The organism is Flavobacterium sp. MK4S-17 (genome assembly GCF_009848495.1).
In the GTDB taxonomy this organism is placed as follows: domain Bacteria; phylum Bacteroidota; class Bacteroidia; order Flavobacteriales; family Flavobacteriaceae; genus Flavobacterium.
This window is the reverse complement of record NZ_WWEP01000037.1, coordinates 1-26037: the sequence shown is the minus strand read 5'-3', so window position 1 is coordinate 26037 and position 26037 is coordinate 1. Positions and strand designations below refer to the sequence as shown.

The following is a 26037-nucleotide window of genomic DNA, read 5'->3' as shown; positions in this document are numbered from 1 at the left end:
TGCTTTTTTAATAGTGCTTTTAAGCAGCTCCATGCAGGCACAGGTAGCACAGGAGCTAACGCTTAAAGATGCTATTAATTACGCGCTTGAAAATAAGGCTGATGCCGTAAAGGCTAAGCTTGCTGTAGAAAACAGCAATTACCAGATAGAAGAAGTGCGCGCGCGTGCACTGCCAACTATTACAGCCAACGGCAACCTTACCTACAACCCCATATTGCAGTTAAATGCATTACCGGGGCAGTTTTTCGGCCAGCCTGAAGGCACTACCATACTTGCGCCACTGGGCCAGGAATGGACATCTACCGCCGGGTTAAACTTAACACAAAACCTTTTTGACCAGTCGGTTTTTACAGGTCTTAAGGCAGCAAAGAGCACCCGCGAATTTTATATTATAAACGCCCAGCTAACAGAAGAAGAAGTTATTGAGCGTGTAGCCAATAATTATTACCAGGTATATGTGCAGCGCCAAAAGCTATCGGTATTAGACAGTACTTATGCGAATACCGAAAAGGTAAGGAATATTATACAGGGACAGTATGATAACGGGCTGGCACGCAAAATAGACCTTGACCGTATGAATGTTAACCTGTCTAACATCAACACACAGCGCCAGCAGCTGATAAACGCAGTGCAGCTGCAGGAAAATGCGCTTAAATTTTACATGGGAATGCCAATAGAAACCCCTATAACATTACCCGAAACTGAATTTGAGGTAACGCCCCTGGCACTTAGTGATACTCCGGATGTTACACAAAGGACAGAATACCAGCTATTAAAAAAGCAGCAGGAACTGCTTGACTATCAAAGAAAATCAATAGTAGCTGCTTATTACCCTACCCTTTCATTAACTGCGGGTTATAATTATATAGGACAGGGCCCTGAACTGCCATGGTTTGCAAAACCTTCGGATGGGGTTTACTGGTCAGACTTTTCAGCTATAGCAGTAAACCTTAACATACCCATATTTAATGGTTTTGGTACACGCTCCAGGGTAAGGCAGGCAGAAATAGACATTAAAGAAGCAGAGGAAGACTTAAAAGATACCCAGCTATCATTAAACCTTGCTTTTGAAAATGCCAAAACCCAAATAAACAACAGCCTTATTACCATTAAAAACCAGCGCGAAAATGTAAAGCTGGCGCAGGAGGTTTTAGATAATACCCAAAACAATTACCAAAACGGCCTGGCTACACTTACAGATTTACTGGATGCTGAAAACTCATACATAGAAGCTCAAAATAACTATAACTCTGCCCTGCTTGATTTTAAACTGGCAGAAGTACAACTAATAAAAGCAAAAGGCGAATTAAAAACTTTAACAAACTAATAAAGCAATGAAAAAAATAGTATACATAATAATAGGTGTGGCAGTACTTGGCTTTGGCGCATTTATATTAATGAAAAACAAGGAGAAAAATGAAGCTGAAACTTCACTTGTTTCCAAGAAAAATGCGTCGGTAGCTGTGCGTATTGACACTGTAAAGACCGAAGTACCCAATCTTGATTATATTGCCAATGGTACTTTTGAACCTTCGCAGCAACTGGAATTTCCTGCCGAAAACTCAGGACGTGTTGTAAGGGTATTGGTAGATGAAGGTGATATGGTGAAGAAAGGGCAGACACTTGCCGTAATTAAAGGCGACCAGCTTTCTATTGAACTTCAAAATGCAAAGGCAGCCTACCAGACTGCACTTGCTGACAGCCAGCGATATGAAAATGCCTTTAAAACAGGCGGTGTAACAAGGCAGCAGTTGGACCAGGCAAAGCTTAACCTTGTAAATGCCAAGGCAAGACTGGACCAGGCCCAGATTAACTATGGCGATGCCAGCATTAAATCGAGCATAAACGGTATAGTGAACAAGCGTAATATAGAACCGGGCTCTGTTGTTTCTCCGGGTACGGTTTTATTTGAACTGGTAAACGTTTCCACACTTAAATTAAAGGTAACGGTAAACGAACAGCAGGTAACCACCCTAAAAATAGGAAGCCCTGTAAAAGTTACGGCAAGTGTGTTTCCTGACAAGGAGTTTGATGGCAAAATAACATTTATTGCCCCTAAAGCTGATGCCTCGCTTAACTTCCCTGTAGAGGTGGAAATTGCAAACAACCCGGGCAATGAGCTTAAGGCAGGTATGTATGGCAGTGCCATATTCAATTCCGGTAAAGCAAAACAGGAGCCTATCATGGCTATTTCAAGAAAGGCATTTGTAGGCGGTGTGGGCAACAACCAGGTTTTTGTAGTAAAAGACAGCATTGCATACCTTAAAAAAATTGTATCTGGGCGTATTTTAGGGGAAAAGGTTGAAGTAGTTAAAGGCCTTAACGAAGGTGATATTGTTGTGGTAAGCGGACAGATAAACCTACAGGACAGTACTAAAGTAACACCTATAAAATAAAAGTTTAAGCCTGTAAAGCCTGGATGGCTTTGCATTTTTAAACCTTAAACTTTTTAATAACAATAACATGAAAATAGCAGAAATATCAATAAAACGGCCAACGCTTATTATAGTGTTGTTCATCATACTCACCCTTGGGGGTATCTTTAGCTACAGCAACCTGAGCTATGAGCTTATCCCTAAATTTGAAATGAATGTTATTACCATTTCTACTGTATATCCGGGTGCATCTCCGGGTGAGATAGAAAATACGGTAACCAAGAAAATAGAAGATGCGGTATCATCATTGGAGTTGGTAAAAAAGGTGGAATCCAAATCATACGAAAGCCTTTCTCTGGTAATGGTTACACTGGAGCCTGAAGCTGATGCCGACTACTCGCTTAACGATGCACAACGTAAAATAAATGCCATAGAAAAAGATTTACCGGAAGATGCCGACCCCCCGGCACTTGTAAAATTCTCGCTAAGCGACCTACCTGTAATTACGCTGGGAGCCACTGCAAATATGGATGAAATTGCTTTTTATGACCTTTTGGATAAAAAGATTGAACCTATACTTGCGCGTGTAAACGGCGTGGCACAGGTTACCATAGTAGGTGGCCAGGAAAGGGAGATACAGGTAAACCTTGACGAGGAAAAAATGAAGGGGTATGGAATCAGCATACCCGAAGTACAAAATGCAGTACTGTCGTCTAACCTTGACTTCCCTACCGGTAGTGTAAAAACAAGGGAGAACAGTATGCTGGTACGCCTTTCAGGAAAATACCGTTCTGTAGAGGAAATGCGTAACTTGGTGATATCTTCCAAAAACGGTATCCAGGTGCGTTTGGGCGAAATAGCAGATGTGCAGGACGACCAAAAAGAGGCCGAAAAGATTTCGAGGGTAGATATGCAAAGTGCCATTGCCTTGCAGATTACCAAGCAAACCGATGCCAATGCGGTACAGGTAAGCGAAGATGTACAGGCTATAGTAAAAAAGATAGAAAACGATTATAAAAAAGAAGGCTTAAAGCTACAGGTTGCAAATGACACCTCTGAATTTACCCTTATAGCTGCCGACGCTGTAATACATGACTTATTTATTGCTGTATTCCTTGTGGCATTTGTAATGCTTTTCTTCCTTCACAGTATAAGGAACTCCCTTATAGTAATGGTGTCCATCCCTGCATCGCTTATAGCTACTTTTATAGGCGTGTATTTAATGGATTACACCCTGAACCTGATGAGCTTATTAGGGCTTTCGCTTGTGGTGGGTATCCTTGTGGATGATGCCATTGTGGTACTGGAAAATATTTACCGCCACATGGAAATGGGCAAAAACCGTGTGCGTGCCGCTTATGATGGTACACGCGAAATTGGGTTTACCGTATCGGCAATTACTCTGGTAATAGTTGTGGTATTCCTTCCTATTGCCATGAGTAGCGGGCTTGTAAGTAATATTATTACCCAGTTTTGTGTGGTTGTGGTAATAGCAACATTGCTTTCGCTGCTTTCTTCATTCACTTTAATACCATGGCTGTCTTCACGCTTTGGTAAGCTGGAACACGTAACTAATAAAACATTTTTCGGCCGTATAATTTTAGGATTTGAGAGAGGCCTTGACAACTTTACACACTGGGTAACCGATATCCTTAAATGGTCTTTAGGCTCAAGGAAAAATAAAATTATAAGCCTCCTGGTTGTAGTGCTTATGTTCTTCGGATCCGTTGCACTTGTGGGCGCGGGCTTTATAGGCGGTGAGTTTTTCCCTAAGCTTGACAGGGGCCAGTTCATGGTACAGCTTGAGCTTCCAAAGGATGCCTCATTGGAACAAACCAATTTTATTACACAGGAAGCGGAGAAATTCCTGAGCAAGAAAAAAGAGGTAAAAAGCCTTTTAACCACTGTGGGACAAACCAGCGAGGGCTTTGCCGGAGCGCAAACCACAGTGTATAAATCGGAGATTACCGTAACACTTACAGACAGGGAAGAAAGAGAAGATAATTCCTTTGTATATGCGGCCAAAACCAAACGTGAACTTGAAAAAATACTGGTTGGCGCTAAAATTAAAACCGTTCCTGTAAGTATTATGGGTGGTGCAGATGAAGCCCCGTTAGCCCTTACCGTAACCGGGAACGACCTGGAAAGCGCAATGGATTTTGCCAACAAGGCAGCGGCAGAACTGGCTACTGTGCCTGGTGCTACAGAGATAAAATTAACATCCGAATCAGGAAGCCCGGAAGTTAACGTTCAGGTAGACCGCGATAAAATGGCTTCACTGGGGCTTAACCTTCAAACGGTAGGTTTAACCATGCAGACGGCCTTTAATGGTAATACCGATGGTAAATTCAGGGCAGGCCAATATGAATATGACATTAACATACGTTTTGGCGAATATGACCGCAGCAATATTAATGATGTTCGCAACCTTACTTTTATAAATAGTATGGGCGAGCAAATAAAATTATCGCAATTCGCCACGGTTACTGAAGGTTCCGGCCCGTCATTGCTGGAAAGGCGTGATAAAAGTGCATCTGTTACCATACAGGCGCAAACCATTGGCCGCCCGGCGGGTGATGTAGCCGGCGACTGGGAAGCTAAATTTTCTGAAATAGACAGGCCTGCCGGTGTAAACTATGTTTGGGGTGGTGATATGGAAAACCAGGCCGAAGGTTTTGGTACACTGGGTATAGCCTTACTTGCTGCCATTATCCTGGTTTATCTTGTAATGGTAGCACTGTATGACAGTTTTGTATATCCGTTTGTGGTATTGTTTTCAGTACCGCTGTCATTCATTGGGGCACTTATAGCACTGGCTTTAACCAATAACTCGCTTAATATATTTACAATACTGGGTATTATAATGCTTATTGGACTTGTGTGTAAAAACGCTATCCTTCTGGTGGATTTTACCAACCACAGGAAAGCAGAAGGCGAGAATACCTTTAATGCACTTGTTCAGGCTAACCATGCACGTTTGCGCCCTATATTGATGACAACCATTGCAATGGTTTTTGGTATGATACCTATTGCACTTGCCAAAGGTGGTGCTGCCGAAATGAACAATGGCCTTGCATGGGTTATTATAGGGGGTCTTATAAGTTCCTTATTCCTTACGCTTATTATTGTGCCGGTTGTATATTCTATATTCGATAGCCTGATAGCACGATTCTCTAAAAAAGAGAAAACAGATTATGCTGCCGAAATGGTTGCTGATTATGAGCACAGGGAGCTTAGCGAAGATGGATTTACCGCAAAGCATTAATTTATATTAAATACCAACGATAAAAAAGCCTCCAATATGGAGGCTTTTTTATTTTACTGCTGACAATTGTTATACTGTTTTTGCATTATAACAGCAGAGGATATAATGTTAAGCCAATATTACTGAATAAAACAAAATTTTACTGCCGCAACTCTTTTTTATTTAGAATAATTAAAAACAATTTGCCTGTTAACTTTGGGGGGCTTAATTTTGCGCCCGTAAATAATCATTGACTAAATAAAATGAAAAACAGAGCTACTAAAAAACTGTTTACCTGCCTGCTTATGCTTACCACACTATTTGCATGGGCACAGGAAAGAGGCAGCATAAGCGGTAAAATTACCTTAAATGATAATACCCCTGCCGCTAATATTAATGTTGGGTTAAAAGGTTCATCTTACAGCACTGTAAGTAATGACCAGGGATATTATGAAATAAAAAACATTAAGCCTGATACTTATACATTACGCATTTCTGCAGTAGGTATTATGACTGTTGAGAAGGAAATAACAGTTAAGGCAGGTGAAACTTCCAACCAGGATGTTGTGCTTTCTGAAAGTGCAGAGCAATTGAAGGAAGTTATTATTGAAGGTGAGAAAAACCGCTATAAAAAACAGGAGAGCAGCACAGCTTCCAGAATGCCTTTAAAAAGTCTTGAAAATGCACAGGTTTATAATGTAGTTACTAAAGAACTTATTGCCGACCAATTGATTACAAACCAGGATGATGCCTTAAAAAATGTACCCGGGTTGTACCAGTTATGGGGCTCTACAGGCCGTGCGGGCGATGGTGGCTCCTACTTTGCATCACGTGGATTTGTTACGCAGGCACAGTTAAGAAATGGAATTGCAGGAACGGTAATAGCGAATAATGATGTGGCTAATATTGAAACCATAGAGGCAATAAAAGGCCCTTCGGCCACACTATTCGGCAGCATCCTTACCTCATACGGAGGTCTTATTAACCGTGTAACTAAAAAACCTTTTGCAACATTTGGCGGCGAGGTTAGCTACCAGACAGGAAGCTATGGGTTTAACCGCGCTACAGTAGATGTAAACACTCCGCTTAATACGGAGAGGACTGCACTGTTCAGGTTAAATGCAGCCACCGCTAAAAGTGAAACTTTCCAGGACTATGGAATGAACAAGAGCTTTTTTGTAGCACCATCATTTACATATATTTTCAGTGACAGGCTGAGCGCAACACTTGAGGCCGAGTTTTTTAGCCAGGATGCTACCGGGCTTCATCTTATCTACCTGGATTATACACAAACCCCTTCATCAATCGGCATAAATAATGCTGAGGATTTAGACTATAATTTTAAGCGTTCGCTATTGGGAAGCGACTTTATAACAAAAACAAGAAGCCGCAATATATTTGGTACGGTTAACTATAAAATATCTGACAGCTGGGCATCACAGTCTATCATTACATCGGCAAATAACGAGGCTAACGGGCCGGGCGTATGGTTCTACCTTCGCCCCGGTAATGAAATGTCGCGTAACGCATGGGGCTTTTCTGGCTCATCCAATGCTATTGAATTCCAGCAAAATTTCAGCGGCGATTTTAAAATCGGCAACATGAGGAACCGTGTTGTTATAGGTGGTGATATTTATTATACAAAAGGATATACCAATATTACCTACCTGCCGGGCGGTGGCTGGGAATATGACGTAGTTAATTACAGTGGTGATATTGCAAATTATAACGATTTTAACCAAAACACCATTCAGGATTTGCTAAACAGCTCTACCAGCGTAAACACTTCCAGGACAAACTTTACTTCGCACAGTGTTTACATTAACGATGTGCTTAACCTTACTTCAAGGCTGATTGTTTCTGCGGGTATCCGTTTTGATAATTTTGAAAACAAGGGAAATTATAATGCTGCAACCGATACCACCACAGGAGCCTATTCGCAAAATGCATGGTCGCCTAAATTTGGTTTGGTTTACCAGGTAGTACAGGATGAAGTATCAGTATTTGCCAATTACCAAAACAGCTTTAAAAATCAGCTTAACCCTAATGCCGGAACATCTGACCCGAGCCTGAATGGGGAAACATTTAAACCGGAACGTGCCAACCAGTTTGAAGCCGGTATCAAGCTGAATGCCCTAAAGAACAAGCTTGGCGCAACTGTAAGCTATTATAATATTAAGGTAAAAGATGTGGTAAGGTCTGTAGGGTTTAACAATTCTGTACAGGATGGCTCGCAAAAAAGCACAGGCTTTGAAGCTGAAATTACTGCTAACCCAATACCGGGTCTTAATATTATTGCAGGTTATGCTTATAATGACAGTAAACTGGAAAAAGCATCGGCTGATGTTGAAGGCCTAAGACCAACTACAGCAGGGCCAAAAAACCTTGCCAACTTTTGGGTGAGCTACAGGTTTCCGGCCGAAACAATAGATGGCCTTGGCGTGGGCTTTGGAGGAAACTATGGCAGTGAAAGCCCTATATACAATTCAAATGTTTTGGATGCAGGCGGTAATGCAACAGGAAATGTTGAAAAATTTGTCTTGCCATCCTACACTGTATTTAATGCATCATTATTTTATGACAAACCAAAGTACAGGATAGCCTTAAAGGTTAATAACCTTACCGATGAACTATACTTTAACGGTTATACAACTATTAATGTGCAGGCGCCAAGAACTTTTATGGGCAGCCTAACCTATAAATTTTAATGGGGCTTAAAAACAAAGTACGCTTTATACACAAATGGCTCGGGTTAATATCCGGGCTAATTGTGTTTATAGTGAGTATTACCGGTTGTATATTTTGCTTTCAGGATGAAATTAAGGATGCGTTGTATTCATGGCGGATGGTAGAAAAGGAAAACAAGCCTTTTGTAATGCCATCGGTACTGCATAAAAAAAGCAGGGAACTTTTTCCCGGCGGAGAGGAACAAATGGTATTTTATGCAGGAAAAGACCGTCCTGCAATGGTTATACAATCAGAAAAAGAAAGCTATTTCTTCAACTATTTTAATCCATACTCCGGCGAATTTCTATACAGGGAAGACCGCACCAAAGAGTTTTTTACCATTGTAGAGGAAATACATATGCACCTGCTGCTTCCCGAAGCCATAGGCAGGCAGGTGGTAGGCATAAGTACTATTATTTTTGTTTTGCTGCTTGTAAGCGGTATTATACAATGGTGGCCTAAAAAAAGAAAGCATTTAAAAGACAGGCTCAGGGTAAAATGGAACGCCAAGTGGCGCCGTGTAAATTATGACCTCCATAATGTATCGGGCTTTTATATATCGCTGGCAGCTTTTGCCATTGCCGTAACAGGCTTATCCTTTTCTTATGAATGGATGCATGAAGGAATGTATCTTGCTGGCAACTTGGGCAAGAGTTATGAAGAAGAAAAAGAAACACCAATAGTAGATACTACTGCCGTTGCACAGGGCAGTATGCCTGCACTTGATATGGCATTTGCCGGAATTGTAAAGGCTAAGCCAGATGATGAAATGTTTTTTGTTTGGAAGCCTGATGATAAAAGTGCCATAGTTGCTGGTGCGTATCCGGTACCGCTTATTTTTGACCATCAATCTAATATGTACTTTCACCCAGCCACAGGAAAAATGCTTAAAAAGCAACTGTATGAGGGTAAAAGCCCGGGTATGAAGTTTCAGGAAATGGCTTACGGTTTGCATACTGGGCAGTATTTTGGCCTTACAGGTAAAATTATTGCTTTTATAGCGAGCCTTTTTGCCGCAGCATTACCCGTAACCGGATTTATAATTTGGTGGGGGCGCAAAAACAAAAAACCAAAAATAAAAAAGGCTGCAGTATAGTGCAGCCTTTTTTATTGTACTTAAAGTTGTATTTACTTATTTAATACAACTGCATCTTTCGACCATTTTTTTACTTCAGCTATCCTGCTGTCACTGTAATCTACTTCAGTAAGGGTTGTATTATTCCAAAAAAACCATTTACCGCTTTTTTCTCCATCTACATATTCACCCATAGCCTGCTTGGTTCCGTTTTCGTTATAAGAAATCCATTTTCCATGCAGTTTCCCATCTTTATAAAAGCCTTCCTGTTTTACAGTTCCGTTATCATGATAGTAGGTAGCTTTTACCAATTGGTTTGCCACTTCATATTTTGGTTTTACTTCCTGGGCTGATAACACACCTGCTGATAGCAGCAATCCGGCAATAATAATCTTTTTCATATCAGTTTGTGTTTTAAATTTATTTCTTATACGAATATAATGATTTATTTACACAAAAGACATGTTAACTTAACAATTTGGTAACATTGAATAAAGATTTAACATTAGGCTGATATATAATTGCAAAAACAAACATTATTTACAATACAGGTAATGTTAATATTGTAAATTGCCATCGTTAAATACCAAATCATAATGAAAAAAGCCAAATTCTTATTTATAATAGCAATGTGGGCAGTAATAGCGTGTAACAATGATAAAACGCAAACAATTACTATAGATGGTAAATATGCCTTAACCGTGCCTGAATCTATGAAACAGGCAAAAGGGCTTAATGAAGATGCATCGCTGCAATATCAGGATGCTTCTAAAGAGATGTATGTTATAGTTATAGATGAAACAAAAAAATCATTTGACTCTATTATATCGGCATACTCTTTATATGACGTTTATAAGCCGGACCTGGAAGGCTATTCGCAACTGGTTATAAATGGCATTGACCCATCAGTAACCATAGATACCACTTCCGGGTTTCAGGATACTAAAATCAACGGGCTTAATGCGCGAAGGACTACAATTGAAGGCTCGTCATCCGGTTTTGGCATATATTGGAAGTTTGCTTTTTTGGAGGGAAAGAAAAACTTCTATCAGGTAATGACCTGGACAACTAAAGACAGGAAGGAAAAAAATGAAAAGCAGATGGAAGATATAATCACCTCATTTAAGGAAGCCGATAAAAGCATAAGGTAATATTATTTGGTATTACCGCCAATTCCTGTTTATAAATTGGTAATTAGTTATAAATTTGCACCCAAATTCAAATACAATGTACAGAAGCCATAATTGCGGTGAACTTAATGCATCGCATATTAACCAGGAAGTAACTTTAGCAGGATGGGTGCAAAAAACACGTAACAAAGGTTTTCTTATTTGGGCAGACCTTAGGGACCGCTACGGAGTAACGCAGCTTATATTTGATGAAGAGCGTACACAAAAAGATGTATTTGAACTGGCAGAAACACTGGGCCGTGAATTTGTAATTCAGGTAAAAGGTACGGTTATAGAACGCGAAAGCAAAAACCCGAATATGCCAACCGGAGAAATAGAAATACTGGTAAAAGAACTTACTATATTAAACGCATCTATCATACCTCCGTTTACCATTGAGGATGAAACCGACGGTGGTGAGGATATCAGGATGAAATACAGGTATCTTGACATTCGCCGCAACCCGGTTAAAAACAGCCTGTTATTTCGCCATAAGGTTGCCATGGAAGTAAGAAATTATCTTTCGGCACAGGGATTTGTAGAAGTAGAAACCCCGGTACTTATAAAATCAACACCCGAAGGCGCACGCGACTTTGTGGTTCCAAGCCGCATGAATGAAGGACAGTTTTATGCTCTGCCGCAATCGCCGCAAACCTTTAAGCAACTGCTTATGGTAGGCGGTATGGATAAATACTTCCAGATTGTAAAATGTTTCCGCGATGAAGACCTTCGCGCAGACAGGCAGCCGGAATTTACACAAATAGACTGCGAAATGGCATTTGTTGAGCAGGAAGATATTATACAAACCTTTGAGGGGCTAACCCGCCACCTGCTTAAAGAACTTAAAGGTATAGAAACAGGTGCTTTTCCGCGCATGACCTATGATGAAGCCATGAAACGCTATGGTAACGACAAACCGGATATCCGCTTCGGTATGGAATTTGGCGAATTGAACGAAGTAGCACAACATAAAGATTTTGCGGTTTTTAATAATTCAGAACTTGTTGTAGGTATAGCAGTGCCCGGCGCCGCTTCCTATACCAGGAAACAGATAGATGAACTTATTGACTGGGTTAAACGCCCGCAGGTAGGTGCCAGCGGTATGGTATATGTAAAATATGATATTGATGGCTCATTAAAATCATCTGTAGATAAGTTTTATAGCCCGGAAGACCTTAAAAACTGGGCACAGGCCACAAATGCACAGCCGGGCGACCTAATACTGGTTTTATCTGGCGATGCATTTAAAACACGCACACGCCTTAGCGCATTGCGCATGGAACTGGCAACAAGAATGGGGCTGCGCAAGCCTGATGAATTTGCACCTTTATGGGTAGTAGATTTTCCTTTGCTGGAATGGGACGAAGAAACGCAACGATACCATGCCATGCACCACCCATTCACTTCACCAAAGCCTAATGACATACCGCTTTTGGAAACTGACCCTGGCAGTGTGAGGGCTAATGCTTATGACCTTGTATTGAATGGTAATGAAATAGGTGGCGGCTCTATAAGAATACATGACAAAGCCACACAACAGTTAATGTTTAAATATTTAGGGTTTACAGAAGAGCAGGCCAAAGCGCAATTTGGCTTCCTTATGGATGCCTTTCAATATGGTGCACCGCCGCATGGGGGGCTTGCTTTTGGTTTTGACAGGCTGGTTGCCATACTGGGCGGGCAGGAAACCATCCGCGACTTTATAGCATTCCCAAAAAATAATTCAGGGCGTGATGTTATGATTGATGCACCCTCGGCTATTGATGATGCACAGCTTAATGAACTGCATATTAAACTGAAAATTACATAAAATTAAATTTAAAATTTTTTAATAAAAAAATAAAGCAGTTCAACTATTTTAAAATTTTTAACTTTTTTTTGAAATAATAATTTGCAGTTTCGTAATAAACACTATCTTTGGTGTATTACTAATTATTTTTTTTACATAATGCGAACAGGCAAAATTAAATTTTTTATTGAATCTAAAGGTTACGGATTCATAACAGATGATGAAACAGGAAATGACATTTTCGTACACGCTACGGGAATTAAAACCGCAGATCTTCGCGAAGGCGACAAAGTAAGCTACGAAGAAGAAGAAGGAAGAAAAGGCAAAGTAGCTGCTCAGGTAGTATCTTTAGAAAATTAATATATACATTATATTACCGCTTAAAGATTAAAGCAAAAGGCTGCCATTGGGCAGCCTTTTGCTGTTTTTGTTATATTGTCATATTAATTAATAAATAAGAAGATATATTTCAGCTATTTATTTAACGTTTAAACCTTTTTCTCATTAATTTAATAAGTGTTGATTTTTGGTTAAAAATAATTTTTATTCGTTCTAAATAAAAATTAGGACAAATAAACCAAGTGCTTTAAAAAACGTTGTTTTTGTTTCAGGCAGGACATGTATATTTGTGAATTATTTATTAAAAATTTAGCTATTATGCAGACTACTCAGGTAGATTATTTCCCAATAATCATGCAGATGGTTTTAGCCGTTGGGTTTGTAGCAGGAACAATTGCAATATCAAATTTGCTTGGCCCTAAAAGGCATTCTGTAAATAAGGATAAAAACTTTGAGTGTGGTATAGAGTCCATAGGTAATGCACGCATACCCTTCTCGGTTAAATATTTCCTTGTTGCCATATTGTTTGTGTTATTTGATGTAGAGGTAATATTCATGTATCCATGGGCTGTTAATTTCCGCGAAATGGGATTTGAGGGGCTGTGGAAAATGGGAATATTCATGCTTTTGCTGGTAGTTGGCTTTTTTTATGTTATGAAAAAGAAAGGCCTGGAGTGGGAATAAATAAAACGGGTTATTAGGTATGCTTTTTGCACAGTATTAAACTGATAATCAAAATTAAATTAAAATGAGCGACTCAACAGATATAAAATTAGTTGAAACCCCGCAGGGTTATGAAGGGAACGGCTTTTTTGCCACCAAGCTGGATACGGTTGTGGGCCTTGCCCGTGCCAACTCGCTTTGGCCTTTGCCTTTTGCAACTTCATGCTGCGGTATAGAATTTATGGCAACTATGGCCTCGCATTATGATGTGGCACGTTTCGGCTCCGAGCGTATGAGTTTTTCCCCGCGCCAGGCCGATATGCTTTTGGTTATGGGTACTATTGCCAAAAAAATGGCTCCTATATTAAGGCAGGTGTATGAACAGATGAGCGAGCCGCGCTGGGTAATATCAGTTGGCGCCTGTGCCTGTTCAGGCGGTGTTTTTGACACCTACTCCGTACTGCAGGGAATAGACAAGGTAATTCCGGTTGACGTTTATGTGCCGGGGTGCCCGCCAAGGCCGGAGCAGATACTGGACGGTATCCTAAGGTTGCAGGACATAGTGAAAAACGAATCGGTTAGGAGAAGGAATTCGCCTGAATATAAAGAACTATTGGCTTCTTATAATATTTCATAATACTATATGGCTTTAGAAACATCTGTTATACAGGACAAGCTTACAGAAAAATTCGGAAACAACGTAACCGGGTTTATTCAGATAAAAGATATTTTTTCATTTGAGGTTGAAGCAGCATCTGCAAATGATGTAATGCGTTTTTTAAAGGAAGATGCTACACTGCGCTTTAACTTTCTTACAGATATTTGTGGTGTACACTATCCTGATAACGAAACCGAAAGGCAGTTTGCAGTAGTGTACCATATGCACAACTGGGTAGATAATGTGCGCATACGCTTTAAGGCTTTCCTTAACGGTGAAAACCCTGAAATAGATTCTGCCACTAACCTCTTTTTAGGAGCCAACTGGCAGGAAAGGGAAACATACGACTTTTACGGTATTATATTTAAGGGCCATCCGCAACTGAAAAGGATACTGAATATGGATGAAATGGTTTCTTTCCCCATGCGCAAAGAGTTTCCTATGGAAGATGGCGGAAGGACTGATAAAGACGACCGTTTCTTTGGCCGAACAACAGATAATGCAAAAATTAACCAGGAATAATTTTTTATAAAATGTCAGACCTGTTATTACCACCGGAGCACCGCTATGCCAAGCTGATTGAACAGAGGAAAAATGAAGATGGCAGCGAGCTTTCAATACTTAACCTGGGCCCCACACACCCGGCCACGCATGGTATTTTCCAGAATATACTGCTCATGGATGGCGAAAGGGTACTGGATGGCGAAGGCACTGTGGGCTACATTCACCGGGCATTTGAAAAAATAGCCGAAAACAGGCCGTTTTACCAGATAACCCCGCTAACGGACAGAATGAACTACTGCTCTGCCCCAATCAACAATATGGGCTGGTGGATGACGATTGAAAAGGCGTTGGATATTGAAGTACCTAAAAGGGCACAATATTTAAGGGTTATTGTAATGGAGCTTGCCCGTATTGCCGACCACATAATATGCAACTCGGTATTGGGTGTTGATACAGGTGCGTTAACCGGCTTTTTATATGTATTCCAGTTCAGGGAAAAAATATACGAGATATATGAGGAAATATGCGGGGCACGCCTTACTACAAACATGGGGCGTATCGGTGGCTTTGAAAGGGACTGGAGCCCTGAAGCTTTCCGCAAATTAGATGCTTTCCTTGAGGAGTTTCCTGCCGTGTGGGAAGAGTTTGAAAAACTGCTTATGCGCAACAGGATTTTTATGGACCGCACTATAAATGTTGGGCCTATCTCTGCCGAAAAGGCAATTAGCTATGGTTTTACAGGGCCAAACTTGCGTGCTGCGGGTATAGATTATGATATCCGCGTTATGCAGCCTTACAGCTCCTATGAAGATTTTGAATTTGATATACCGGTAGGTAAATCAGGCGATACTTATGACAGGTTTTGCGTACGCAATGCCGAGGTTTGGGAAAGTCTTAAAATTATCCGCCAGGCACTGGATAAAATGCCTGAAGGCCCATACCATGCCGATGTACCGGATTATTACCTTCCACCTAAAGAAGAAGTTTACAATAACATGGAGGCACTTATTTACCACTTTAAAATAGTGATGGGAGAAGTGCCTGTACCAAAAACAGAAGTGTATCACCCTGTAGAGGGCGGTAATGGAGAACTTGGCTTTTACCTTATTACAGATGGGAGCCGTACACCGTTCAGGCTGCACTTCCGCAGGCCATGCTTTATATATTACCAGGCGTTTAATGATATGATTAAAGGCCAGATGCTGTCAGACGCTATTGCAACATTATCAAGCCTGAATGTAATTGCAGGCGAATTAGATGCTTAAAGATTATGGAATTTACTCACGACAAACAGGTTATAAATATAGATGAGAAGCTTACAGCACGCATTAACGAGCTGCTGAGCCACTACCCTGCCGATAAAAAGAAAAGTGCTTTGCTGCCCGTGCTTCATGAAGTACAGGACGCGCATGATAACTGGCTGAGCATTGAGCTTATGGATAAGGTAGCCGAAATACTTGAAATACAACCGATAGAAGTATATGAGGTGATTTCATTTTACACCATGTTCAACCAAAAGCCTATTGGCAAGTATATGTTTGAGTTTTGCAGGACTTCCTGCTGTGCTATTCGCGGTGCGGAAAGCCTTATGGAATATACCTGCGAAAAGCTGGGAATAAAAGAGGGAGAAACTACACCTGATGGCATGTTTACAGTAGTAGGCGTAGAGTGTTTGGGAGCATGCGGCTATGCACCAATGCTGCAAATAGGCGATTATTACAGGGAGAACCTGACTAAAGAAAAGATTGACCAACTGATTGAAGACTGCAGGGCAGGAAAAGTGCAGCTGCATAAACAGGATCAATATACCGAGTAACAGATGGGAAGGAAAATATTATTAGAACACGCAAATGTTCCGGGTATAAAAACGTATGAAGTATATCGCAAAATGGGCGGTTATGCTTCTGTTGAAAAAGCATTAAAATCAATGACTCCCGATGAAGTGGTGGAAGAAGTAAAAACCTCAGGGCTTCGTGGCCGTGGTGGTGCAGGCTTCCCAACGGGTATGAAGTGGAGCTTTATTGATAAAAAATCAGGAAAGCCGCGCCACCTGGTTTGCAATGCTGACGAATCTGAACCGGGTACGTTTAAAGACCGCTACCTTATGGAATACATTCCCCACCTTTTAATTGAGGGAATGATTACTTCCAGCTATGCTTTAGGGTGTAATTTATCTTACATCTATATACGTGGCGAATATATGTGGGTTTACCGCATACTTGAAAACGCAATAAAAGAAGCCTATGCCGCAGGATGGCTTGGTAAAAATATATTAGGCACAGGTTATGACCTTGACCTTCATGTGCATTGCGGTGCAGGTGCATATATTTGCGGTGAGGAAACCGCTCTTATAGAATCCCTTGAAGGCAAAAGGGGCAACCCAAGGATAAAGCCTCCGTTTCCTGCTGTAAGCGGGCTTTGGGCAAATCCTACAGTGGTAAATAATGTGGAGTCGATTTCCGCTGTGCCATGGATAGTAAACAATACAGGTGCTGAATATGCCAAAATAGGTATTGGGCGCTCAACAGGTACAAAATTGATATCAGCTTCCGGGCATTGTAAAAATCCGGGAGTTTATGAAATAGAGCTTGGCCTTGGTGTGGATGAATTTATGAATTCTGATGAATATCTTGGCGGTATGATGGATGACAGGCCTTTAAAGGCTTTGGTTCCGGGGGGTTCTTCGGTGCCAATCCTGCCGGCGCACCTTATCTATAAAACAGCCGAAGGCGCCGACAGGGTTATGTCTTATGAGTCTTTAAGTGAAGGTGGCTTTGCATCAGGTTCAATGCTTGGCTCAGGTGGGTTTATTGTATATAATGATACCGCCTGCATTGTGCGTAACACATGGAATTTTTCAAGGTTTTACCATCATGAAAGCTGCGGGCAGTGCTCGCCGTGCCGCGAGGGTACAGGCTGGCTGGAAAAAGTATTGCACCGCATAGAAAACGGGCACGGCCGTGAAGAAGATATTGACCTGCTTTGGGATATACAGAAAAAAATTGAAGGGAATACCATCTGCCCGCTGGGTGATGCCGCAGCGTGGCCCGTGGCCGCTGCCATACGCCATTTCAGGGAAGAGTTTGAATACCACGTTCGTTTCCCGGAAAAAGTTAAAAACCGCGACCATTTTGTAGCTGAACCTTTTGAAAAAGTAAGGCATTTAGTTGCAAAACAAGAGGTGTAAAGGCATAAACAGAAATAATATTTAACCTAAATAATTCTCCCGATGGGGGTTAAGGGCTAAAAATATGAAAGTAACAATAGACGGACAGGAAATAAATGTAGAACCTGGGACTACCATCCTGCAGGCTGCACGAATGATTGGCGGAGAGTCTGTTCCGCCGGCAATGTGCTACTACTCCAAGCTGAAAGGGAGCGGGGGCAAATGCCGTTGCTGCCTTGTGGAAGTGAGTAAAGGCAGCGAGGCCGACCCAAGGCCAATGCCAAAACTTATGGCATCGTGCGTTACAGGCGTTATGGACGGCATGGAAGTAAAAAGCATCACTTCTGAAAGGGTACTGGATGCAAGGAAGTCGGTAACAGAATTCCTTTTGATAAACCACCCGCTTGATTGCCCCGTGTGCGACCAGGCCGGAGAGTGCGACCTGCAAAACCTGAGTTTTAAGCATGGCTCTGCCAATACCCGTTATATAGAAGAAAAAAGGACTTTTGAACCTGAAAACATAGGCGACAAGATACAATTGCACATGAACCGCTGTATTTTGTGCTACCGCTGTGTTATGACTGCTGACCAGTTGACTGACGGCAGGGTACATGGTGTTATTAACAGGGGCGACCACGCACAAATATCAACCTGCATATCCAAAGCTATTGATAATGAATTCTCAGGCAATATGATAGATGTGTGCCCTGTAGGTGCGCTTACCGACAAAACTTTCCGCTTTAAACAAAGGGTATGGTTCAATAAGCCGTATAATGCACACAGGAATTGCGATAAATGCTGCGGAAAAACCACGCTTTGGATGTTTGGTAACGAAATACAAAGGGTAACGGCACGCAAAGACGAATACCATGAGGTAGAGGAATTTATTTGCAACGAATGCCGCTTTGAGCATAAAAATGTGGAAGACTGGGTAATAGAAGGCCCTCGTAAGTTTGAAAAAGATTCGGTTATAAACCAAAACAACTACACAAGGCAGATTAAGCCTGTGGTTATAGAAACTGAAAAACAAATACTTTTAGGCCGGGAGAAAGACCGTAGGAAAATAAGCATGCAGGCCATTCCGCTTAAAAAGGACGAAAAAGAAGCATTTAAAGAAGGTAACGTATAATTATGGATTCAGCAATAATAATAGAAAAAGGCATTTTTATAGTGGTGATTTTTGCCATTACCATGCTTTTTGCAATGTATGAAACCCTTGCCGAACGTAAAATTGCAGCGTGGCTTCAGGACCGTGTAGGCCCAAACCGTGCGGGGAAAGGTGGTATTTTACAGCCTTTGGCTGACGGTTTAAAGCTTTTCTCCAAAGAAGAGTTTTTCCCTAACACACCTAATAAATTCCTCTTTATAGTAGGCCCTGCCATATCAATGAGCACCGCTTTAATGACAAGTGCTGTTATCCCGTGGGGAGATAAACTGGAAATATTTGGCCGTGAGGTTATACTACAGGCAACAGATATAGATGTAGCCTTATTATATGTTTTCGGTGTAATATCTGTAGGTGTTTATGGTATTATGATAGGCGGTTGGGCTTCCAATAACAAGTTCTCGCTTATGAGCGCCATGCGTGCTTCTTCGCAAATGATTTCTTATGAAGTAGCGATGGGGCTTTCTATAATTGCAATTATCATGATGAGCGGCACATTAAGCCTTCGTGAAATTGCAGCACAGCAAAGCGGCATGAACTGGAATGTATTTTACCAGCCTGTAGGGTTCCTTATATTCCTGGTATGTTCGTTTGCCGAAACCAACCGTACACCGTTTGACCTTGCAGAGTGTGAGGCTGAACTTATAGGTGGCTACCATACGGAGTACTCATCCATGAAAATGGGCTTTTACCTGTTTGCTGAATATGCAAGCATGTTTATTTCATCTACCATACTGGCTGTATTATATTTTGGTGCTTACAATTATCCGGGCATGGACTGGGTTGAAGCTAACTGGGGTGTAAACCCTGCCAACATTATAGGTATAGCGGTGCTGTTTATAAAAATATGTTTCTTCATATTCTTTTATATGTGGGTGCGCTGGACAATACCAAGGTTCCGCTACGACCAGCTTATGCGCCTGGGGTGGAAAGTGCTTATACCGCTTTCTATAGCCAATATAATTGTTACGGGAGTAATAATGCTATTAGTAGAGTAGCCGTAAAATAAATTAGGAATACCTGTAGAGCAGACAGGAAATAATAATAAAAATGTCAATAGAAACCATATCATTATCGGGAAGAAAGAAAGAGGTTTCCAACAAAAAGATGAATTTTTGGGAAAGCCTTTACCTTGTTGCGATATTTAAAGGGCTGATGATAACCATCCGCCACCTTTTTAAAAGGAAGGTAACTATTAAATACCCTGAAGAAACAAGGCCATTAAGCCCTGTTTACAGGGGGCAGCACATGCTGATGCGCGATGAGGAAGGAAGGGAACGCTGCACTGCGTGCGGGTTATGCGCACTCTCCTGCCCTGCCGAGGCAATAACCATGAAGGCCGACGAAAGGAAACCTGAGGAGAAACACCTTTACAGGGAGGAAAAGTATGCTTCAATTTATGAAATAAATATGCTTCGCTGCATTTTTTGCGGACTATGTGAAGAGGCTTGCCCTAAGCAGGCTATATACCTTACTAAATCAAGGGTTATGGTAAAATCGCAAAGCAACAGGGAAGATTTTATTTATGGGAAGGAAAAACTGCTTATGCCTCTTGAAATGGCTATAAATAATACTAAACCTCAAATGGCAAACTAGTATGCTGACATTATTTTACATTCTCTCGGCCATTACACTTGCTACTGCATTTTTAACTATTTTCAGTAAAAACCCTATACACAGTGCTATTTACCTTGTACTTTGCTTTTTCTCTATAGCGGGGCATTACTTTATGTTTAACGCGCAGTTTTTGGGTATAGTGCATATAATTGTATATTCGGGCGCTATTATGATCCTTATGCTTTTCACCATAATGCTCATGAACCTGAATAAGGAAGACGAAAAAAATAAAACACTGCTTTCAAGGTTGGCTGCAGTGGTTGCTTTTGGGCTTTTGGGCCTTGTTATATTGGCAACCTTTATAAAATCACAGCCTGTTATAGAAAGTTATAAAGTTTCGGGGCAGGATTACCAGTCCATCAAAGTATTAGGGCAGGTATTGCTTAACGATTATATGGTACCTTTTGAGTTTGCCTCCATACTGCTGCTTGTCTCTATGATAGGTGCTGTATTATTATCTAAAAAAGAACACATCAATAATTAATATGGAAAATATACTTCAGCAAATAGGTATAGAAAACTACATTTACCTTTCCACATTGCTTTTTTGTGTGGGCGCATTTGGTGTGCTTTACAGGAGGAATGCCATAGTTATGTTTATGTCTGTAGAAATTATGCTTAATGCCGTTAACCTGCTTTTGGTTGCTTTTTCAACCTACCACCAGGATGCTGCAGGGCAGGTTTTTGTATTCTTCTCTATGGCTGTAGCTGCTGCCGAGGTAGCCGTTGGGCTTGCCATACTTGTAGCAGTGTACAGGAACGTAACGAATATTGATATTGACAGTTTAAAGAAATTAAAAGGATAACGCCTAATGGAAACTAATTTGGCATTACTACTACTCTTAGCGCCCTTTGCAGGGTTTTTAATAAATATTTTTACAGGTAAAAAGCTTAGCCGTAACCTTTCGGGAACAATCGGTTCGCTGGCTGTTGCGGTATCATTTGCCGTAACGCTGTTTTTCTTTTTGCAGGTTAATAATACCGGAAACGCGGTAATGGTTGACCTTTTTGAATGGATGACACTTGCCAACTTTAAGGTTAATTTTGCTTTCCAGCTGGACCAGCTTTCCCTTTTATGGCTAATGTTTGTAACCGGTATCGGTACGCTTATCCATATATATTCCATCAGCTATATGCATGATGATGAAAACCTGCACAAATTTTTTGCCTACCTTAACCTCTTTGTCTTTTTTATGATAACGCTGGTAATGGGCAGCAATCTGCTTATAATGTTTATCGGCTGGGAAGGCGTTGGTTTATGTTCCTACTTACTAATAGGATTTTGGTATAAAAACCAGGATTATAACGATGCCGCAAAAAAGGCTTTCATTATGAACCGTATTGGCGACCTTGGTTTCCTTATCGGTATATTTATTATTGGTTACCTTTTCCACAGCCTTGATTATAATGTAATTAAAAGTGCGGTAACATCCGGTGCTGAGATAGATATGATGTGGGTGGGCGTGGCAACGTTATGCCTGTTTATTGGTGCCTGTGGTAAAAGTGCACAGATACCGCTTTACACATGGCTGCCCGATGCAATGGCAGGGCCAACGCCAGTTTCTGCACTGATACACGCAGCAACCATGGTAACTGCAGGTATATTTATGATAACAAGGATGAACTTCCTGTTTGACCTTACACCCGATGTACAGAATATTATTGCAATTGTAGGTGTGGTAACCTCATTAATTGCTGCATCCATAGGGCTGGTACAAAATGACATTAAGAAAGTGCTTGCCTATTCAACAGTATCACAGCTTGGGTTAATGTTCCTTGCATTAGGGCTTGGTGCTTATAATGTGGCTGTTTTTCATGTGATAACACATGCTTTCTTTAAAGCATGCCTGTTCCTTGGTTCAGGTTCGGTAATACATGCCATGCATGGCGAGCAGGATATGCGCTATATGGGCGGCCTGCGCAAGGTTATGAAAGTTACATTTATAACTTTCCTTATCTCCACACTTGCAATATCTGGTTTGCCACCGTTTTCAGGTTTCTTCTCGAAAGATGAAATATTAATGACGGCTTTCCACCATAATAAAGCACTGTGGGTAATAGCCTCAGTAGCATCAATAATGACCGCATTTTATATGTTCCGCCTGCTATACCTTACATTCTACAAAGATTTCAGGGGAACTGAAGAACAAAAACATCATTTACATGAATCTCCTGGGCTGATAACATTCCCTCTGGTTGTGCTTGCCATACTGGCATTGGTTGGCGGTGCTATAAGCCTGCCGGGAAGCAGCTGGTTAAATGAATACCTTGCTCCCGTACTTACAAGGGAAATAGAGCATCACCATTTCGGCACAACAGAATATATGCTTATGGGGGTAGCCGTTATCGGTGCGCTAATAGGTATCGGTATTGCCTATGTAAAATATATTAAACAGGCAGCAGTGCCGGGACAGGACAGCGAAATTACAGGCTTTACCAAAATATTATACAACAAGCTGTATGTAGATGAAATATATAGTGCAATAATAGTTAAACCTATATATGCGCTTGCAGGCTTTTTCCGCAATGTTACCGAAGTTGCTTTTTCCGGATTTATATTTGGGCTTGGCAGGCTTGCCAATGCACTTGGAACAAGTGGAAAAACCATACAGAACGGAAGCATAGGCTTTTACCTTTTAGTATTTGTGCTGGGCATTTGCTCTATAATAGCTTATATATTTTTAGCAAAATAAATTACACCTGATGGACGTATCATTTATACTCATTATCTTATTGTTTGGGGCGGCAGCTACTTATTTCGTGGGGAACAAATGGGCCTCAAAAGCAGCGCTTATATTTGGCACAGCGGCTTTTGCGGCAACCCTTTACATATTATACCGTTACAATCTTGGCGAAAAGGTAAATTTTGCCAAGGTATGGATACGCACGCCACGTGTATTCTTCAGCCTTCAGGCCGATGGGCTTTCGCTCTCAATGGTATTGCTAACCACAGCACTAACGCCTGTTATTATAGCATCAACCTTTAGGAATGTAATAGCCAATTCGCGTGCGTTTTATGCCCTGATTCTTTTTATGGCATTTGCCATGGCAGGTACTTTTCTTAGTACAGACGGGCTTGTGTATTACATATTTTGGGAACTCTCGCTTATCCCTATTTATTTTATTGCACTTATATGGGGCGGCGGCGATTATGAAAGCCGTAAAAAAGCTGTTGTTAAATTCTTTATATACACTTTTGCAGGCTCATTATTTATGCTTGTTGCCTTTGTGTACATGTATTACAAAGCGGGCATGTTTTTAAATACTGCCCTTTACAGGACTGAATTTACAGGCACAGAACAGTTTTGGATTTTCCTTGCGTTCTTTCTTGCCTATGCCATTAAAATACCGCTTATACCTTTCCATACATGGCAGGCTAATGTGTACCAAAAAGCGCCAACAGCAGGCACAATGCTGCTTTCGGGCATAATGCTTAAAATGGCCATTTACAGTATTATAAGGTGGCAGTTGCCTATTGCTCCTGCACCGGCAAAAGAGTACATGTATGTATTTGTAGGATTAAGCATAGCTGGTGTTATATATGGTTCTATACTTGCGCTGAAGCAGGCCGACCTTAAAAAGCTACTGGCTTATTCCTCTCTTGCACACGTGGGGCTAATTGCAGCAGGTGCCTATACACTTACACTGGATGGTTTAAGGGGCGCATTCCTCCAAATGATAGCACACGGATTTGTTGTAGTAGGGCTTTTTTATGCTGCTGAAATAATTATCCGAAGGTTTAATACAACGGAGATAAGCGAAATGGGAGGTATAAGGAGCCAGTCACCTAAGTTTACTTCCATGTTTATGATATTGGTGCTGGCATCGGTAGCACTGCCGTCAACCTTTAACTTTATTGGTGAATTTGAATTACTGTACAGCCTTGCCCAAACTAATATATGGCTTGCCGTTTTGGGTGGTACAACCATTATACTGGGGGCATTTTATATGCTGAGAATGTTTCAGCATGTTATGCTTGGGGAACAGAATGTAAAGATTTTTGCCGATATAAAATTTGGTGAGGGTTTTATTTTTGTCCTTATTATAGCCGTGCTTTTATTCTTTGGTTTATATCCTAAGCCAATTGTTGATTTTATTACTCCTGACCTACAGGAAATTTTATTACTTATAAACAGATAATTAAGTCCATAAGAAATGAATACATTAATAGCTATTGCAGGATTAGGGATTGTATGCCTTGTAGCTGAAATTTTCAATCTAAGGAAAGCCATAGTACCGGTTACCATAATTGGCCTTCTTGGAATATTCGGGCTTAATTGGGCTGATTACGGTACAACTGCCACGTTTTATAATAACATGGTTGTTATTGATAAATATGGGGTTTCCTTTTCTGCGCTTTTTATTTTGCTTACTATATTCCTTGTGGCATTAAGCCCTGATTTCCATAAAGAGCATAAAACAAAGATTTCCGACTTTGTGGCTATAAAGCTTTTTCTTTTAGCCGGTGCGGTAGCAATGGTGAACTTTGGCAACCTTGCCATGTTCTTTCTGGGCATAGAAATACTTTCCATATCGTTATATGTATTGGCAGCCAGCCAGCCTAAAGATGTAAAAAGCAACGAGGCGGGTATGAAATACTTTTTAATGGGTGCATTTGCCTCAGGCATATTGCTTTTCGGCATAGCGCTTATATATGGTGCTACGGGAACATTTGATATTGCACTTATTTTTGAAGCGGTTGTATCTCAAAATATACCCCAATGGTTTTTTATAGGTATTGTATTGCTTACTATAGGGTTGCTGTTTAAAATTGCGGCAGTGCCTTTTCATTTTTGGGCTCCTGATGTTTACGAAGGCTCCCCTGCCCTTTCTACCGCAACCATGAGCACACTTGCAAAAGTTGCTGCTATGGCTGCTTTCTTTAAGCTGATGCGCAGCATGAACCAGGAAGTGCCGGGTACTTATATGACTATTATAAGCATTGCAGCCATACTTTCCATGACAGTGGGTAACCTTATGGCATTACGCCAGGATAACGTTAAGCGTATGCTTGCTTTTTCGGGTATATCCCACGCAGGTTTTATGCTGATGGTATTTTTTAATCCGCCTTTAACCTCGGGTATATTATTATATTATGCAGCAGCCTATGCGTTTGCAGGTATTGCAGCCTTTGCAGTAATACTTTTCGTTGCCGAAAAAAGCGAGAATGAACACATATACAATTTTAATGGTTTAGGAAAAACTAATCCGCTGATGGCGGCAGTGCTTACCTGTTCATTACTTTCTATGGCGGGAATACCTATATTTTCAGGATTTTTTGCAAAAATGTTCCTTTTTGAAAAAGTACTGGCAACAGGTCATGTAGCCATAGTTATAGTTGCGGTTATCAATTCTATAATCAGTGTGGGCTATTACTTTAAGCTGATACTGGCTATGTATGGCAAAGAAGCTACCGGAGAAAAACGCAATGTACCTGTAATGTATAGCATTGTAGCAGTTTTGGCTATTGTTTTAAATATTGCCATGGGGCTGTATCCATCATTTGTTGCCGACCTTATGCGATAAAAATATAAATAATAAAAAAA

The 26037-nt window shown here is 41.0% G+C and carries 23 protein-coding genes; 22 read left to right on the top strand and 1 reads right to left on the bottom strand.

Annotated elements, in window-relative coordinates; translation table 11 throughout:
• Positions 1–31: 31 nt before the first annotated feature.
• The 5 genes from GSF09_RS13605 (at position 32) to GSF09_RS13585 (ending at position 9442) form a co-directional block, all read left to right on the top strand.
• Positions 32–1327: a TolC family protein gene (locus GSF09_RS13605; protein WP_236564889.1), complete on the top strand. Its 1296-nt coding sequence runs from the start codon at positions 32–34 to the stop codon at positions 1325–1327.
• A gap of 7 nt (positions 1328–1334) precedes the next feature.
• Entirely contained in the window at positions 1335–2396 is a 1062-nt protein-coding gene (locus GSF09_RS13600) for an efflux RND transporter periplasmic adaptor subunit (protein WP_159802422.1), read from the top strand.
• 67 nt (positions 2397–2463) lie between these two features.
• A complete protein-coding gene (locus GSF09_RS13595) occupies positions 2464–5640 on the top strand; it encodes an efflux RND transporter permease subunit (protein WP_159802420.1) in 3177 nt (1058 codons plus the stop codon).
• Between the two features lie 242 nt (positions 5641–5882).
• On the top strand, positions 5883–8327 hold the full coding sequence (locus tag GSF09_RS13590) for a TonB-dependent receptor (protein ID WP_159802418.1): 2445 nt from the start codon (positions 5883–5885) through the stop codon (positions 8325–8327).
• Complete coding sequence (locus tag GSF09_RS13585; RefSeq protein WP_159802416.1) at positions 8327–9442, top strand: PepSY domain-containing protein; 1116 nt, start codon at positions 8327–8329, stop codon at positions 9440–9442. Before GSF09_RS13590 ends, GSF09_RS13585 begins: the two co-directional genes overlap by 1 nt.
• 32 nt (positions 9443–9474) lie before the next feature.
• On the opposite strand, the gene GSF09_RS13580 is transcribed toward GSF09_RS13585, so the two are convergent.
• On the bottom strand, positions 9475–9822 hold the full coding sequence (locus GSF09_RS13580; RefSeq protein ID WP_159802414.1) for a toxin-antitoxin system YwqK family antitoxin: 348 nt from the start codon (positions 9820–9822) through the stop codon (positions 9475–9477).
• A 195-nt stretch (positions 9823–10017) separates the two neighbouring features.
• On the opposite strand from GSF09_RS13580, the gene GSF09_RS13575 reads away from it, so the two are divergent.
• The 17 genes from GSF09_RS13575 to GSF09_RS13495 all read left to right on the top strand — a co-directional run bounded on the left by GSF09_RS13575 (position 10018) and on the right by GSF09_RS13495 (position 26017).
• Positions 10018–10572 carry a hypothetical protein gene (locus GSF09_RS13575; RefSeq protein ID WP_159802412.1) on the top strand — a complete coding sequence of 185 codons (555 nt, stop codon included), beginning with the start codon at positions 10018–10020 and terminating at the stop codon, positions 10570–10572.
• A gap of 76 nt (positions 10573–10648) precedes the next feature.
• On the top strand, positions 10649–12400 hold the full coding sequence (gene aspS, locus GSF09_RS13570) for an aspartate--tRNA ligase (RefSeq protein WP_159802410.1): 1752 nt from the start codon (positions 10649–10651) through the stop codon (positions 12398–12400).
• Positions 12401–12538: 138 nt separating this feature from the next.
• Entirely contained in the window at positions 12539–12739 is a 201-nt protein-coding gene (locus GSF09_RS13565) for a cold-shock protein (RefSeq protein ID WP_159802408.1), read from the top strand.
• A 297-nt stretch (positions 12740–13036) separates the two neighbouring features.
• Positions 13037–13402 (top strand): NADH-quinone oxidoreductase subunit A, encoded by a 366-nt coding sequence (locus tag GSF09_RS13560; RefSeq protein WP_159802406.1) that lies wholly within the window; start codon positions 13037–13039, stop codon positions 13400–13402.
• A gap of 64 nt (positions 13403–13466) precedes the next feature.
• Positions 13467–14018, top strand: coding sequence for an NADH-quinone oxidoreductase subunit B (locus tag GSF09_RS13555; protein ID WP_159802404.1), 552 nt, complete (start codon positions 13467–13469; stop codon positions 14016–14018).
• A 6-nt stretch (positions 14019–14024) separates the two neighbouring features.
• Positions 14025–14561 (top strand): NADH-quinone oxidoreductase subunit C, encoded by a 537-nt coding sequence (locus tag GSF09_RS13550; RefSeq protein WP_159802402.1) that lies wholly within the window; start codon positions 14025–14027, stop codon positions 14559–14561.
• 11 nt (positions 14562–14572) lie between these two features.
• Entirely contained in the window at positions 14573–15808 is a 1236-nt protein-coding gene (locus GSF09_RS13545; RefSeq protein ID WP_159802400.1) for an NADH-quinone oxidoreductase subunit D, read from the top strand.
• Between the two features lie 5 nt (positions 15809–15813).
• Complete coding sequence (nuoE, locus tag GSF09_RS13540) at positions 15814–16359, top strand: NAD(P)H-dependent oxidoreductase subunit E (RefSeq protein WP_159802398.1); 546 nt, start codon at positions 15814–15816, stop codon at positions 16357–16359.
• 3 nt (positions 16360–16362) lie between these two features.
• Positions 16363–17730: an NADH-quinone oxidoreductase subunit NuoF gene (gene nuoF, locus GSF09_RS13535; protein ID WP_159802395.1), complete on the top strand. Its 1368-nt coding sequence runs from the start codon at positions 16363–16365 to the stop codon at positions 17728–17730.
• Positions 17731–17794: 64 nt separating this feature from the next.
• Positions 17795–18838, top strand: a complete 1044-nt coding sequence (locus tag GSF09_RS13530) for a 2Fe-2S iron-sulfur cluster-binding protein (protein WP_159802393.1) — start codon at positions 17795–17797, stop codon at positions 18836–18838.
• A 2-nt stretch (positions 18839–18840) separates the two neighbouring features.
• Positions 18841–19872 carry an NADH-quinone oxidoreductase subunit NuoH gene (gene nuoH / locus GSF09_RS13525; protein ID WP_159802391.1) on the top strand — a complete coding sequence of 344 codons (1032 nt, stop codon included), beginning with the start codon at positions 18841–18843 and terminating at the stop codon, positions 19870–19872.
• A 52-nt stretch (positions 19873–19924) separates the two neighbouring features.
• Positions 19925–20470 (top strand): NADH-quinone oxidoreductase subunit NuoI, encoded by a 546-nt coding sequence (nuoI, locus tag GSF09_RS13520; protein WP_159802389.1) that lies wholly within the window; start codon positions 19925–19927, stop codon positions 20468–20470.
• Position 20471: 1 nt separating this feature from the next.
• The gene (locus GSF09_RS13515; RefSeq protein ID WP_159802387.1) at positions 20472–20975 is read left to right on the top strand and encodes an NADH-quinone oxidoreductase subunit J; all 504 of its coding nucleotides are present in this window, start codon (positions 20472–20474) and stop codon (positions 20973–20975) included.
• A 1-nt stretch (position 20976) separates the two neighbouring features.
• Positions 20977–21297 (top strand): NADH-quinone oxidoreductase subunit NuoK, encoded by a 321-nt coding sequence (nuoK, locus tag GSF09_RS13510; RefSeq protein WP_159802385.1) that lies wholly within the window; start codon positions 20977–20979, stop codon positions 21295–21297.
• Positions 21298–21303: 6 nt separating this feature from the next.
• Positions 21304–23184 carry an NADH-quinone oxidoreductase subunit L gene (nuoL, locus tag GSF09_RS13505; protein WP_159802383.1) on the top strand — a complete coding sequence of 627 codons (1881 nt, stop codon included), beginning with the start codon at positions 21304–21306 and terminating at the stop codon, positions 23182–23184.
• A gap of 10 nt (positions 23185–23194) precedes the next feature.
• Positions 23195–24631, top strand: coding sequence for a NuoM family protein (locus GSF09_RS13500; RefSeq protein ID WP_159802381.1), 1437 nt, complete (start codon positions 23195–23197; stop codon positions 24629–24631).
• A gap of 15 nt (positions 24632–24646) precedes the next feature.
• On the top strand, positions 24647–26017 hold the full coding sequence (locus tag GSF09_RS13495; RefSeq protein ID WP_159802379.1) for an NADH-quinone oxidoreductase subunit N: 1371 nt from the start codon (positions 24647–24649) through the stop codon (positions 26015–26017).
• The last annotated feature ends 20 nt before the right edge of the window (positions 26018–26037 follow it).

Excerpts from the sequence above, each read along its gene's own strand:
- GSF09_RS13565 (WP_159802408.1), top strand. The coding sequence starts at position 12,539 with ATGCGAACAGGCAAAATTAAATTTTTTATTGAATCTAAAGGTTACGGA.
- GSF09_RS13585 (WP_159802416.1), top strand. The coding sequence starts at position 8,327 with ATGGGGCTTAAAAACAAAGTACGCTTTATACACAAATGGCTCGGGTTA.
- nuoL (WP_159802383.1), top strand. The coding sequence starts at position 21,304 with ATGGAAACTAATTTGGCATTACTACTACTCTTAGCGCCCTTTGCAGGG.
- GSF09_RS13500 (WP_159802381.1), top strand. The coding sequence starts at position 23,195 with ATGGACGTATCATTTATACTCATTATCTTATTGTTTGGGGCGGCAGCT.
- nuoK (WP_159802385.1), top strand. The coding sequence starts at position 20,977 with ATGGAAAATATACTTCAGCAAATAGGTATAGAAAACTACATTTACCTT.
- GSF09_RS13515 (WP_159802387.1), top strand. The coding sequence starts at position 20,472 with ATGCTGACATTATTTTACATTCTCTCGGCCATTACACTTGCTACTGCA.
- GSF09_RS13560 (WP_159802406.1), top strand. The coding sequence starts at position 13,037 with ATGCAGACTACTCAGGTAGATTATTTCCCAATAATCATGCAGATGGTT.
- GSF09_RS13595 (WP_159802420.1), top strand. The coding sequence starts at position 2,464 with ATGAAAATAGCAGAAATATCAATAAAACGGCCAACGCTTATTATAGTG.
- nuoF (WP_159802395.1), top strand. The coding sequence starts at position 16,363 with ATGGGAAGGAAAATATTATTAGAACACGCAAATGTTCCGGGTATAAAA.
- nuoH (WP_159802391.1), top strand. The coding sequence starts at position 18,841 with ATGGATTCAGCAATAATAATAGAAAAAGGCATTTTTATAGTGGTGATT.
- GSF09_RS13575 (WP_159802412.1), top strand. The coding sequence starts at position 10,018 with ATGAAAAAAGCCAAATTCTTATTTATAATAGCAATGTGGGCAGTAATA.
- GSF09_RS13530 (WP_159802393.1), top strand. The coding sequence starts at position 17,795 with ATGAAAGTAACAATAGACGGACAGGAAATAAATGTAGAACCTGGGACT.
- aspS (WP_159802410.1), top strand. The coding sequence starts at position 10,649 with ATGTACAGAAGCCATAATTGCGGTGAACTTAATGCATCGCATATTAAC.
- GSF09_RS13495 (WP_159802379.1), top strand. The coding sequence starts at position 24,647 with ATGAATACATTAATAGCTATTGCAGGATTAGGGATTGTATGCCTTGTA.
- GSF09_RS13555 (WP_159802404.1), top strand. The coding sequence starts at position 13,467 with ATGAGCGACTCAACAGATATAAAATTAGTTGAAACCCCGCAGGGTTAT.
- GSF09_RS13545 (WP_159802400.1), top strand. The coding sequence starts at position 14,573 with ATGTCAGACCTGTTATTACCACCGGAGCACCGCTATGCCAAGCTGATT.
- GSF09_RS13605 (WP_236564889.1), top strand. The coding sequence starts at position 32 with ATGCAGGCACAGGTAGCACAGGAGCTAACGCTTAAAGATGCTATTAAT.
- GSF09_RS13580 (WP_159802414.1), bottom strand. The coding sequence starts at position 9,822 with ATGAAAAAGATTATTATTGCCGGATTGCTGCTATCAGCAGGTGTGTTA.
- nuoI (WP_159802389.1), top strand. The coding sequence starts at position 19,925 with ATGTCAATAGAAACCATATCATTATCGGGAAGAAAGAAAGAGGTTTCC.
- GSF09_RS13550 (WP_159802402.1), top strand. The coding sequence starts at position 14,025 with ATGGCTTTAGAAACATCTGTTATACAGGACAAGCTTACAGAAAAATTC.
- GSF09_RS13590 (WP_159802418.1), top strand. The coding sequence starts at position 5,883 with ATGAAAAACAGAGCTACTAAAAAACTGTTTACCTGCCTGCTTATGCTT.
- nuoE (WP_159802398.1), top strand. The coding sequence starts at position 15,814 with ATGGAATTTACTCACGACAAACAGGTTATAAATATAGATGAGAAGCTT.
- GSF09_RS13600 (WP_159802422.1), top strand. The coding sequence starts at position 1,335 with ATGAAAAAAATAGTATACATAATAATAGGTGTGGCAGTACTTGGCTTT.